The sequence below is a fragment of the Hyphomicrobium sp. MC1 genome, from assembly GCF_000253295.1.
Taxonomy (GTDB): Bacteria; Pseudomonadota; Alphaproteobacteria; order Rhizobiales; family Hyphomicrobiaceae; genus Hyphomicrobium_B.
Genome location: NC_015717.1, coordinates 3,078,236 through 3,089,927, shown reverse-complemented (window position 1 = coordinate 3,089,927; position 11,692 = coordinate 3,078,236). Strand labels below are relative to the sequence as shown.

Below are 11,692 nucleotides of genomic sequence, written 5' to 3'. Positions count from 1 at the left end.
GTGAGCGGCAAAAGTAATAACGGCGGTGCCGGCGGCAAGAAGGGCGGCGTCGGCGGAGCCCATTCAAGCTTGAGCGGCGGCCAGCGGCAGCTTCGCACGACGGTCAAGACCGCGCGTAAACGCTCCGTCTCGTCTGCCCGCTGGCTTGAGCGGCAACTGAACGATCCCTACGTCGCAGCGTCGAAGCGCGAGGGTCTGCGCTCCCGCGCGGCCTTCAAGCTGCGCGAGATCGACGCCCGCTATCATTTCCTGAAGCCCGGCCAGCGGATCATCGACCTCGGCGCAGCGCCGGGCGGCTGGTCGCAGGAAGCGGCGGAGCGGGTGAAGGCGGCCGACGGCAAAGGTCAGGTCGTTGCCATCGACTATCTGGCGTTCGAGCCGATCCCTGGTGTCGATATAATTGAAATGGATTTCACCGATCCGGGCGCCGAGGAGCTTTTGAAATCCCGCCTGCGGGACGGCCACGCCGATGTCGTGCTCTCCGATATGGCGGCACCGACAGTCGGTCACGCCAAGACCGATCACTTGCGCATCATGGGTCTCGCCGAGGCGGCCGCCGCCTTCGCCGCAGACGTGCTGGAGCCGGGCGGCGCTTTCCTTTGCAAGGTCTTTCAGGGCGGCACCGAGCGCGACCTGCTCGACATGCTGAAGCGCGATTTCAAGGTCGTGCGCCACGTGAAGCCACCTGCCAGCCGCGCCGAAAGCTCAGAGCTTTACGTTCTGGCGACGGGATTTCGGGGAGAGGGGTCGGCCGACTGAGGCTGTTTCGGCTCTTGCCGAGGCCTTGTCGCGATCTGCTTTCCCTGCCGGCCGTGGGCTGGGGAAACGCTGAACGCACCCGCCGACGGCTCTAACTCAGAAGCAAATCCTATGGGGGCTTTGAACCCCGTGGGCGCCTCTTTGCTCCTGTTCCGCGACACGCGTATGACGAAAAAGGCCTTTTCGCGCCACTTTTTGCACGCCGCTTGAATTGGTTACCATCATCCCCATTTGACGCGGCCAAGAACGCTTCCAAGTCGGAAATCTTGGTGATATAGACCCCGCGACAGTGTTCCGCCCCAGGGGGCCTGAACGTGTCGCCCCCCAAAATCTGGAGAAGTCGGCATGACTTCGAGCCTATCCGCGCTCGATTCGGCGATCGCGCTTACCTTTGACGACGTTTTACTGGTGCCGGGTCCGTCCGACGTCATGCCAGGACAGACGGACGTCTCGGCTCAGCTGACCAAGAGTATTCGGCTGAATATCCCGCTGCTGTCGTCCGCCATGGATACGGTGACCGAAGCGCGCCTCGCTATCGCGATGGCCCAGGAAGGCGGCATCGGCGTTCTCCATCGCAACCTCACCATCGAGGAGCAGGCCCGCCACGTCGCGCAGGTCAAACGCTATGAAAGCGGCATCGTCCTCGATCCGGTAACGATCGCGCCGCAGAAATCTCTGCGTGACGCCCTGACGCTGATGGCAGAGAAGGGCGTGACCGGGGTGCCGGTTGTTGATAGCGGCCGCGAAGCGCCGGACGGCAGCGCCGGCAAGGGCAAGCTCGTCGGCATCCTGACCAACCGCGACGTCCGCTTCGCCACCGACCTCGACCAGCCCGTTTCGAAGTTCATGACGAAAGACAATCTGGTGACCGTGAAGCGCAACGTGTCGCCGGAAGACGCTAAAAAGCTTCTGCACAAGAACCGCATCGAAAAGCTGATCGTTGTTGACGATCAGGGCAACTGCATCGGCCTCATCACCGTCAAGGACATCGAGAAGGCCGCCAAGCATCCGAATGCCTCGAAGGATGCCCAGGGACGCCTTCGCGTCGCCGCCGCGACGACCGTCGGCGAAGATGGCTTCGAGCGCACTGAACGCCTTATCGCCGCCGGTTGTGACGTCATCGTCGTCGACACGGCGCACGGCCATTCCATTAAGGTCATCGACGCCGTCGCACGCATCAAGCGGCAGTCGAACAGCGTGCAGGTGATCGCCGGCAACGTCGCCACGGCCGACGCGACGAAGGCGCTGATCGACGCCGGAGCCGACGCTGTGAAAGTCGGCATCGGTCCGGGCTCGATCTGCACCACGCGCATCGTCGCGGGTGTTGGCGTGCCTCAGCTCACCGCCGTGATGGAATGCGCCAAGGAAGCCGCCCGCTATGGCGTGCCGGTAATCGCCGACGGCGGCATCCGCTTCTCCGGCGACATTGCCAAGGCCGTCGCCGCTGGCGCCTCCTGCGTGATGATCGGCTCGCTGCTTGCGGGCACGGACGAAGCGCCGGGCGAGACCTATCTCTATCAGGGGCGCACCTACAAGTCCTACCGGGGCATGGGCTCCGTGGGCGCCATGGCTCGCGGCTCGGCCGATCGCTACTTCCAGGCCGAGGTCCGCGATACGCTAAAGCTCGTTCCGGAAGGCATCGAAGGCCAGGTTCCCTACAAGGGGCCGATGGAAGCCGTCGTACACCAGCTTGTCGGCGGCTTGCGCGCGGGCATGGGCTATCTTGGAGCCAAGACCATTCCGGAACTGCAGAAGCGCGCCAAGTTCGTTCGCGTTTCGCCCGCCGGCATCCAGGAAAGCCACGCCCATGGCGTCATGATTACGCGCGAAAGCCCGAACTATCCGGGCGTTGGCAGGTAGTCTATTGAGACGAGATCGGCTGCGCCAACCTGCGGGGACCACATCATGACAGTCACGGACTTTTTGCTGCCGGTCTTCGTTGAGGTGCTGCTGATCTTCGTGCTGATGGGTCTGATGGGGCGGGCGCGGCTCGGCAGCATCGCTCGCGGCGAAGTGAAACCGGAGGACGTCGCGCTCGACAGCCGGAACTACGGCCCGCGCGCACGGCAGTTCGGAAACAGCTTCTCCAACCAGTTCGAGCTGCCGCTGCTGTTCTTCGCGTTGATAGCCTTCCTTCTGATCACGCGCGTCGGCGACCTGCTGCTACTCGTTCTGGCCTGGGTCTTCGTGCTCTCCCGCATCGTCCACGCCTACATCCACACGACGAGCAACGATGTCATGTGGCGCACGCGCGTCTATTCGCTGGGTGCCGTCGTCCTTTTCATCATGTGGCTCGTCTTCGCCATCAAAATTCTGATTGGCATCTAGAGATGTTTTTCCAATGAAAGCCAGTGCTCGGATCGCTGCGGCGATCGAGGTCTTGGAAGCGATCATCAATCGCTACCAGCCCGTTGCCATTGCCTTGACCGATTGGGGCAAGGCCCATCGTTTTGCCGGGTCCGGCGACCGCAACGCCATCGGCGGCCTCGTCTATGACGCCATGCGCCGCCGCGCGTCGATCTCCTGGGCTTTCGGAGAGGACACGCCCCGCGCGCTCGCGCTCGGCGCCGCCTCTTCTGCGCTGGGCCTGACGCCGGAAGCCGTCATCGCCGCGTGCGACGGCTCCGATCACTCGCCGCCACCACTAACTGAGACCGAGCAAGCCGGGCTGACACGCCCGCTCGACGGCGCACCGGCCCACGCGCAGGCCGACATTCCCGAATGGCTTTGGTCGTCGTTCGCTGATCAGTTCGGTGCCGACGCCGTTGCCGAAGGACAGGCCATGGCCCGCCGTGCCCCGGCCGATCTTCGAGTCAACACGCTGAAGTCGACGCCGGAGAAGGTTCTGAAGGCGCTCGCAAGCTTCGGCGCCGAGCCATGCGGCCTGTCGCCGATCGGCATTCGCGTGCCCCCACCCGTCGGTGCTCAGCGCACCCCGAACCTCCAGGTTGAGGCTGCCTTTCAGGCGGGCTGGTTCGAAATCCAGGACGAAGGCTCGCAGATCGCCGCGCTGCTGTCCGGCGCCGGACCGCGCAAGCAGGTGCTCGATCTCTGTGCCGGTGCGGGCGGCAAGACACTCGCGCTCGCGGCCCTGATGCAGAACACCGGTCAGATCTATGCCTACGATGCTGACCGCAATCAGCTTAAGCCGATCTTCGAGCGCATCAAGCGGGCAGGCGTCCGCAATGTGCAGGTGCTGCGTGCGGGCGACGAGGTGGCGGTCGACGCCCTCGGCCCGCGCTTCGACGTTGTCCTCGCGGACGCGCCGTGCACAGGAACCGGAACCTGGCGCCGCCGACCGGATGCCAAATGGCGTCTGAAGCCTGAAGCGCTGAAGGCGCGGATGGCCGAGCAGCAGTCCGTGCTGAAGCGGGCCGCGAGCCTCGTCAAGCCGGGCGGCCAACTGCTCTACGTGACGTGCTCAATTCTTCCCGAAGAGAACACTGGGCAGATCGCGTGGTTTCTTGAAGGCAACGCCGACTTCTCCGTCATCCCAACGGCTGAAGTCTGGAAGGCGGCGTTAGCGAGCGAGCCTCCGCCGTCGGCCGACGCGCGCACCGACACATTGCTGTTGACACCCCACCGGCATGGCACCGACGGGTTCTTCATTGCGGCACTAGGCCGAAAGGCATAACCGAACTTTCGGCGGATTGATTTGCGCCCGCGGTTCGTCGCCTTGAAGCGCGCGGACAGATTTCCTCAGCACGCAAACTGCTGCCGGGAATGATTGCCCGCGCCCGTTACGCGCTGACATAAAATGTGAGCGGATTACTTGGTGACGGCGCCAAGAAACTCCGTTGACATCACAAGCCTTCAAACTATCTCATCAAGCGTTTGCCGCTGGCTCGCGGCAAATCGAGGGACCGCGGCTTTGTATGCGTATTTCACGCCGTGCCCACGCTCGTGAGGCCAATTGAGGTCAATGAATGAGCGGTAGGCCCCACTCCTTCCTCTCCCCGAAATGCGAAGTTCGTCCCGCACCCGACCGCGGCGGCCATACCGTCGTCGCCCGGCACGCAATCGCCAAAGGCGAATTGATCGTGGTCTGGAGCGGAACGCTCGTAACCGGCGAGGAACTGAACGAAATGCCTCAGACTGTGAAGCGCTATTCGCTTCAGGTCGAGGAAAACCAGTATCTGGTCTCGCTATCGGACTGCGAGCCGCCGGATTACGTCAACCATTGCTGCGATCCAAACTCCGGCCTCTCAGGCCAGATCACGCTCGTGGCGATGCGCGATATCTCGCCCGGCGAAGAGATCACCTACGACTACGCCATGAGCGACGGCTCGCCGTACGACGAATTCGCGTGCTCGTGCGGTTCGCCACACTGCCGTGGCCACGTGTCGGGACAGGACTGGATGCGCCCGGATCTCTGGCGGCGATACGCAGGATACTTTTCGCCGTATCTCCAGCGCCGCATTCTGGCCGGTCAGGCGCTCACGTCGCTGGCGGCGAGGCGGCGGCGATCGCCTCGCAAATCGGCGGCCGAGCCGATCATCATCCCGGGCGAGTAGCGCGTCGCGTGCGCTACTCCTGACCGCCGAGCTTCCGGTCGACGTGCGCGTCGAACGTCCGGTAGTCGCACGTGATTTCTTCCCCGGCTCGGATATCCCGCGAGGCGATGTCGTAACCCTCGATCGAGCCGGGCTCGTGCACGCCCTCGGTGTTCGGCTCGTCGGCGTGGTTCATGAAGCGGGCGTTGTCGGCGCAAAGCACAAACATGCCGCTGGCCTCGTGGAGATAGACGTGGTCGAGAAGGTTGGCGCGTGCGACCTCCGGCAGGCTTTCGATCTCGTCTTCCGTCAGCAGCCTGTCGAAGTGCGCCATGAAGCGCCAAGTCACGGTGCCCTTAGGAATATCTTCCGCCGCGAAAAGCCCAATCCCCGCAATGTCGCTCTGACCGAGCCGGGTCTTCACCATGAGCATGAAATACAATCCTTTCGATCATCGCGGCGAAACCAATCGGCGTGCTCAACGATATGAGTGGGCCGGCATGTGCGTCACTACTCGGTTCTGAAAAAATTGGGAGCTTGGAAAATTGCGAAGTCTGGGATCGCTCGTCATTTTTGCTGCATTGGTGGCAGCAGCGGCATCATCCGGGTCGGCATTTATGCCGGGGGAGTGGTACGCCGCGCTGAATAAGCCATCCTGGACGCCGCCGAACTGGGTTTTTCCGGTCGCTTGGACAATTCTTTACATCCTGATCGCGATCGCTGGTTGGCTGGCTTGGCGGGCGGGCGGATGGACGCCTGCGCTTCTGGCATGGGGTGCCGGTCTCGTCCTTAACGCTCTTTGGTCATACCTGATGTTCGGGCGGCACGATATCGCACTTGCCCTTGCTGATCTCGTCGCGCTCTGGGGCGCGATTGTGGTCTTTATCATTACTGCTTGGCCCGTCAGCCGCGGTGCGAGCTATCTCTTTCTGCCCTACCTGGCATGGGTAACCTTTGCTGGTGCCCTGAATTTTGCCGTCTGGCAAATGAACTAGGACTTTTCATTTTCTGCCGCGCGGTGGAGGAGCGGGATGGGCTGTCGCAGGCGGCTCAAATTGGCGGGCGTTGCGAGGTGCTCGAACTTCGCGTAGGGGAAGGCCCTGAAGAAAGGGCCCACCCGCTTTGACCGATTCCGTCCTCATCATCGACTTTGGCAGCCAGGTGACGCAGCTCATCGCACGACGTGTGCGGGAGGCGGGCGTCTACTCGGAAATTCACCCGTTCCAGAGCGCCGCCGAAGCGTTCCAGAAGCTGAAACCAAAGGCTGTGATTTTGTCGGGCGGTCCGGCGTCCGTCACTGAGGCAGACTCGCCACGGGCGCCGTCGGCAGTGTTCGAAGCAGGCGTGCCGGTGCTCGGAATTTGCTACGGCCAGCAGACCATGGCCGAACAACTCGGCGGCAAGGTTGAAAGCGGCCACGACCGCGAATTCGGCCGCGCCTTCCTCTCAATTGCGACGCACAGCCCGTTATTCGAAGGCGTCTGGTCCAAGGGCGAGCGCTATCAGGTCTGGATGAGCCACGGCGACCGCGTCACCAGTCTGCCGGAAGGTTTCGAAGTCATCGGCACCAGCGATAACGCACCATTCGCTGCGGTCGCGGACGAGAATCGCCGCTTTTATGCCGTGCAGTTTCACCCTGAGGTCGTTCACACGCCCGACGGCGCCAGGCTGATCGCCAATTTCGTGCACAACATTGCAGGTCTGAAGTCTGATTGGACGATGTCGGCCTATCGCCGCGAGATGATCGCCAAGATCCAGAAACAGGTCGGCAAGAGCCGCGTGATTTGTGGGCTTTCGGGTGGCGTCGATAGCGCCGTCGCCGCCGTGCTGATCCATGAAGCGATTGGTGACCAGCTGACCTGCGTGTTCGTCGATCACGGCCTGATGCGGCTCGGCGAGGCGGACGAAGTCGTCGGCCTCTTCCGCGATCACTACAACATTCCGCTCGTGCACGTGGACGCGTCCGAGCAGTTCCTGACAGCACTTGCAGGTGTCTCGGACCCCGAGACCAAGCGCAAGACCATCGGCAAGCACTTCATTGACGTTTTCGAGGCCGAAGCCAAGAAGATCGGCGGCGCGGAGTTCCTGGCCCAGGGCACGCTCTATCCAGATGTGATCGAAAGCGTGTCGTTCACCGGCGGCCCGTCAGTCACGATCAAGTCGCATCACAACGTCGGCGGTTTGCCCGAGCGCATGAACATGAAGCTCGTCGAACCGCTGCGCGAGCTGTTCAAAGACGAGGTGAGGGCACTGGGCCGTGAACTTGGCCTGCCGGAAACCTTCGTCGGTCGGCACCCATTTCCGGGGCCGGGTCTTGCGATCCGCATTCCCGGCGAGATCACGCGCGAAAAACTCGACATCCTGCGTAAGGCCGACGCTGTTTATCTCGACGAAATCCGCCGCGCCGGGCTTTACGATGCGATCTGGCAGGCGTTCGCCGTCCTGCTTCCCGTGCGAACTGTCGGCGTCATGGGCGACGGCCGCACCTACGATCACGTTCTCGGCCTGCGCGCCGTCACATCCGTCGATGGCATGACCGCCGACTTCTTCCACTTCGACATGGCGTTCTTGGGCCGCGTCGCCACCCGCATCATCAACGAGGTCCGCGGCGTCAACCGCGTTGTCTACGACGTCACGTCGAAACCGCCCGGCACCATCGAGTGGGAATGACCGACAGCCGATAGCTGCCGGTTGCCGCTCATGCCGCGAAATTGGTGGAGCGCGAGAGGGCGTCCCAGCCACTGATTTCGGTCTGCATGTCCTTAAGCTTCTGTTCGACCAGGCCCAGGGCATCGTCGCCGAGAAATAGCCGCGTTGGCGGGTTTTCGGTATTGACGATGGCAAGCAACGCTTGGGCGGCCTTTGCCGGATCGCCGGGCTGGTTGCCACTCTTCGCCTGCCGTGCCGCGCGGATCGGATCCATGACGCGGTCGTAGTCGGCAATGCTTCGTGGCGTACGGTCCATCGACCGGCCGGCCCAATCGGTTCGAAATTGTCCGGGTGCAAGCGCCGTCACACGGATGCCGAATGACGCGACTTCCTTGCCGAGCGCTTCCGAGATGCCTTCAAGCGCAAATTTGCTGCCGCAATAGAAGCTGATCCCCGGCATCGTGATGAAGCCGCCCATCGAGGTCACGTTGATGATGTGACCCCGCCGGCGTTTTCTCATGCCGGGCAAGACCGCTTTGATCATAGCCACCGGACCGAACACGTTGGCGGCAAACTGCCGTTGCAGATCCGCGATGGAGGATTCCTCCAGCACGCCCTCATGGCCGTAGCCGGCGTTGTTCACGAGCACGTCGATCGGACCGGCACGCCGCTCCGCCTCGGACACGGCGCCGGGCACAGCATCGTACACGGTGACATCGAGCACGATGGGAAGCGCAAGGTTCGGCGCAAGAGCAGCAAATGCCTCGGCGTCTTCCGTTCGTCGCACGGTGCCGATCACGCGATGTCCGGCGTCCATCGCGCCTTTCGCAAAGGCCCGGCCAAGACCGGAGCTGACGCCGGTGATGAGGAAGGTCTTAGGTTCGGTTGCTGACATACGAATAGCTCCCACTAGCAAACAATTTATATCATGATATAGTTTGCCGATGACATCTCGCAAGAGCCCAAAGTTAGCCAGCCCGCGGGGCGAGCAGGTTCGCCAGCGCATACTCGATGCCGCCGAGCACTTGCTGCGCCAGGGCAATGCCGAGTTTTCAATGCGCGATCTCGCGGCTGGGGCTTCTGTCAGCTTCGCCACGCCGTTCAACCAATTCGGCAGCAAGCTTGCGATCATGCATGCGCTTTCGGGGCGACGCATTGACTCGATGGAAGCGCTGCTGAGCAGCGGCTGTCCGGCAGGCGACGCAATTGATCGCGTGTTCTTCACCACCGACGCCGCAGCGTCCGTGATGGTGCTGGAGCCGGTTGTTAACCGGGCTGTCATGGGGTCGCTTGGCGCCTCCAGTTCTACGCCGGGAACGGTCTTGGAGCGCTCCGCGAAGCTATGGGCGACGGCGCTTGATGGTGGCGATGGCCTGTCGGGGGCTCATCGCGCTGAAGCGCTCGACATTTTGCCAAAGCAACTCGCGTTTGGATTTCGCGGAGTTTTGTCCTTTTGGACTGCGGGCGAATTGAATGACGCCGATCTCGCGCCCGCGGCGAAACGGGTGGCCGCGACGCTCATGCTCGGCTACGCCGATCCACGTCGGCGTGCAGCGCTGATCCAAGCCGCGATCCCTCATGCAAAATAAAGAATTGACATGCTGATCTACTAGAAGGTAGACAACAGCCATGAGCAACGTATCAACCACCGCTGATGACATTCTGGCCTGCGCACGCACTCTCATTATCGTAGGGGGCTATAACGGCTTCAGTTATGCTGATATCGCCGACGTTGTTGGCATTCGCAAGCCAAGCATCCACCATCACTTTCCGAGCAAGGTCGATCTCGTCCGTACGCTCGTGTCCCGTTATCGCCAGGAAGCCGAAGTCGGAATTGCTGAACTGGAACGGAATGTCTCGGATCCTGTCGAATTGCTGCAGGCGTACACTGGGTACTGGAAGGCATGCATCACAGATGCCAGCGCCCCGTTCTGTGTGTGCGCTCTACTCGCAGGCGAACTTCCCGTGCTTCCAGAAGAAATTGCACTTGAAGTGCGGGGGCATTTCCGCGTGCTATCGACGTGGCTCACATCCGTCTTTGAGCGTGGGATGCAGCTCGGCAGCCTTCGGCTCTCAAGTTCTCCGCGCGTAGAGGCTGAGGTCTTCATAGCCACCATTCACGGAGCCATGCTTTCCGCGCGAGCCTATGGAGATCCCCAAGTCTTCGGGCAGATCACCAACCCGCTTCTCGACCGAGTTTCCGTTCGGCACTGAGGCGTCCTGCGAAGGATCAGGGGGGCCTCACTGAATTCACACGAGGCAGATAGTCGAACTCTTTTACCGCCGTTATTTTGCTTGCTTAACCTACCAACTAGTAGAAAGGACATCAAATATGTCTACTCAATACGCGGAGATTTCCGCCGTCACCGAAGAGCGTTGGCTCAAGCAATACTATTTTATTCGAGGTGCGTTTTCGGTGCTGTGGGTCGGGTTGGCTCTGACAGCCGGACAGCAGGGAGGCGCGATCGCTGCCGCTTTGCTCATCATTTATCCGGCGTGGGATGCTTTGGCGAACTATGTCGACGCGGCGCGGAGCGGGGGCCTTGGGCAAAATCGCACACAGGCCATTAACGTTTTCGTCAGCGTCGCAACGGCGGCGGCCGTGGTCGTGTCGTTGCAATCTGGCATGAGTGAGGTGCTCGGCGCTTTCGGCGTTTGGGCGATCCTTGCTGGCTTGCTTCAACTCGGGACGGCGCTTGGCCGCTGGAAGACCTACGGCGCACAGTGGGCGATGGTTTTGAGCGGCGCTCAGTCGGCAGTGGCCGGAGGCCTCTTCATTTCGCGCTCGACGATGGCCACGCCGCACTCGATCAGCGACATTGCGGGTTACGCTGGCGTGGGTGCGGTTTACTTCCTGATTTCGGCAGGGTGGTTGGCCGTTCGGGACTGGCGCAACAAGGCCGCATGACGGCTATCGCTTCGGCGAGTCGCCAATATGAGCGTCGATCCAATAGCTGACGATGTCGATGACTTTGTCTTCGATGCCATAGTAGCCATGCGGACTAAGAGAGCCGCATGCGCGGTTTGATCGATCGATGCCGCCGCTGACTTCGACGACGCGGACATCGGGAGAATGGATCATCGCTGCGGCGGTCTTAGTGGCGTCGCTCGGAGGCGCCACGTCGCAGCGATCATCCTTGTTAGCGACGATGAGTGCGGGCACGCGAACGTCAGTCAGGCCCGCATCGAATACGGTCTCATGGCTGCCGCCACGCACCGAAACGGACTCTGTCAGAATAACCCCTGCAATCGTACCGGCTGGTGCGTGTGCTGCTCCGTTGGCCGCCGCAATGGACCCTTGGCTCGTACCGAGGAGAAACACCGGAAGCGCGACTTGCGTCCGGGCATATTGGATCAAGTCTTCCACGACGGCCGCGTAGTCCGGAGAACTTCGCGCACCGCGTAAACTTTCACGATTGATCCAGTCGGGTATCAACACGGCGTAGCCTTTAGCCAACCACATATCGCGCGTTCGAACCACGAAGTTGTGGCCATGACGGATATCGCCGTTGCGCGCTAATCCGACATCCCCCGCGCCTCCCGGCAGCATGACAATCGTGGCGCGCGGTGAGGGCGGCGCGACGTAAAGAGTATGCTGACGCTTACCGGAACTAAGCTTCAAATCGATGATACGTTCGCCGCTATTATCGGCGTTCGCCAAAGCCAGCGTTGAGAGAACAAGCGCACAGATTGCGGCCAAGCCCCAAGACGGGAGGAATGTCTTTATCGTCATCGTCGGAAAGCTAATGGAACAGCGTGATTGCCGTTGTCGCCAACTCTATGCCACTCTG

At 61.8% G+C, this 11,692-nt stretch carries 13 protein-coding genes; 10 read left to right on the top strand and 3 right to left on the bottom strand.

Annotated elements, in window-relative coordinates; genetic code table 11:
* From HYPMC_RS14965 to HYPMC_RS14945, 5 genes are all read left to right on the top strand, one after another.
* Positions 1 to 759, top strand: coding sequence for an RlmE family RNA methyltransferase (locus HYPMC_RS14965; RefSeq protein ID WP_013948831.1), 759 nt, complete (start codon positions 1 to 3; stop codon positions 757 to 759).
* A gap of 345 nt (positions 760 to 1,104) precedes the next feature.
* Complete coding sequence (gene guaB, locus HYPMC_RS14960; protein ID WP_013948830.1) at positions 1,105 to 2,619, top strand: IMP dehydrogenase; 1,515 nt, start codon at positions 1,105 to 1,107, stop codon at positions 2,617 to 2,619.
* Between the two features lie 45 nt (positions 2,620 to 2,664).
* On the top strand, positions 2,665 to 3,087 hold the full coding sequence (locus tag HYPMC_RS14955; protein WP_013948829.1) for an MAPEG family protein: 423 nt from the start codon (positions 2,665 to 2,667) through the stop codon (positions 3,085 to 3,087).
* Positions 3,088 to 3,100: 13 nt separating this feature from the next.
* Complete coding sequence (locus HYPMC_RS14950) at positions 3,101 to 4,393, top strand: RsmB/NOP family class I SAM-dependent RNA methyltransferase (protein WP_013948828.1); 1,293 nt, start codon at positions 3,101 to 3,103, stop codon at positions 4,391 to 4,393.
* A 292-nt stretch (positions 4,394 to 4,685) separates the two neighbouring features.
* Positions 4,686 to 5,273, top strand: a complete 588-nt coding sequence (locus HYPMC_RS14945) for an SET domain-containing protein (protein ID WP_013948827.1) — start codon at positions 4,686 to 4,688, stop codon at positions 5,271 to 5,273.
* A 13-nt stretch (positions 5,274 to 5,286) separates the two neighbouring features.
* Here the strand turns inward: HYPMC_RS14945 and HYPMC_RS14940 are convergent, their stop codons facing one another.
* Positions 5,287 to 5,685 carry an SET domain-containing protein gene (locus HYPMC_RS14940; protein ID WP_013948826.1) on the bottom strand — a complete coding sequence of 133 codons (399 nt, stop codon included), beginning with the start codon at positions 5,683 to 5,685 and terminating at the stop codon, positions 5,287 to 5,289.
* Positions 5,686 to 5,797: 112 nt separating this feature from the next.
* Here HYPMC_RS14940 and HYPMC_RS14935 point away from each other — a divergent pair, with 112 nt between their 5' ends.
* Complete coding sequence (locus HYPMC_RS14935) at positions 5,798 to 6,247, top strand: TspO/MBR family protein (RefSeq protein WP_013948825.1); 450 nt, start codon at positions 5,798 to 5,800, stop codon at positions 6,245 to 6,247.
* Between the two features lie 127 nt (positions 6,248 to 6,374).
* Entirely contained in the window at positions 6,375 to 7,922 is a 1,548-nt protein-coding gene (gene guaA / locus HYPMC_RS14930; protein WP_013948823.1) for a glutamine-hydrolyzing GMP synthase, read from the top strand.
* A gap of 28 nt (positions 7,923 to 7,950) precedes the next feature.
* Here guaA and HYPMC_RS14925 read toward each other — a convergent pair whose 3' ends face one another.
* Entirely contained in the window at positions 7,951 to 8,796 is an 846-nt protein-coding gene (locus HYPMC_RS14925) for an oxidoreductase (RefSeq protein WP_013948822.1), read from the bottom strand.
* A 49-nt stretch (positions 8,797 to 8,845) separates the two neighbouring features.
* On the opposite strand from HYPMC_RS14925, the gene HYPMC_RS14920 reads away from it, so the two are divergent.
* The 3 genes from HYPMC_RS14920 (at position 8,846) to HYPMC_RS14910 (ending at position 10,809) form a co-directional block, all read left to right on the top strand.
* Positions 8,846 to 9,490 (top strand): TetR/AcrR family transcriptional regulator, encoded by a 645-nt coding sequence (locus HYPMC_RS14920; RefSeq protein ID WP_013948821.1) that lies wholly within the window; start codon positions 8,846 to 8,848, stop codon positions 9,488 to 9,490.
* 40 nt (positions 9,491 to 9,530) lie between these two features.
* Positions 9,531 to 10,115 carry a TetR/AcrR family transcriptional regulator gene (locus HYPMC_RS14915; protein ID WP_013948820.1) on the top strand — a complete coding sequence of 195 codons (585 nt, stop codon included), beginning with the start codon at positions 9,531 to 9,533 and terminating at the stop codon, positions 10,113 to 10,115.
* A gap of 118 nt (positions 10,116 to 10,233) precedes the next feature.
* Positions 10,234 to 10,809, top strand: a complete 576-nt coding sequence (locus tag HYPMC_RS14910; protein ID WP_013948819.1) for a hypothetical protein — start codon at positions 10,234 to 10,236, stop codon at positions 10,807 to 10,809.
* A gap of 3 nt (positions 10,810 to 10,812) precedes the next feature.
* Here the strand turns inward: HYPMC_RS14910 and HYPMC_RS14905 are convergent, their stop codons facing one another.
* Complete coding sequence (locus HYPMC_RS14905) at positions 10,813 to 11,634, bottom strand: alpha/beta hydrolase (RefSeq protein ID WP_013948818.1); 822 nt, start codon at positions 11,632 to 11,634, stop codon at positions 10,813 to 10,815.
* Positions 11,635 to 11,692: the final 58 nt, after the last annotated feature.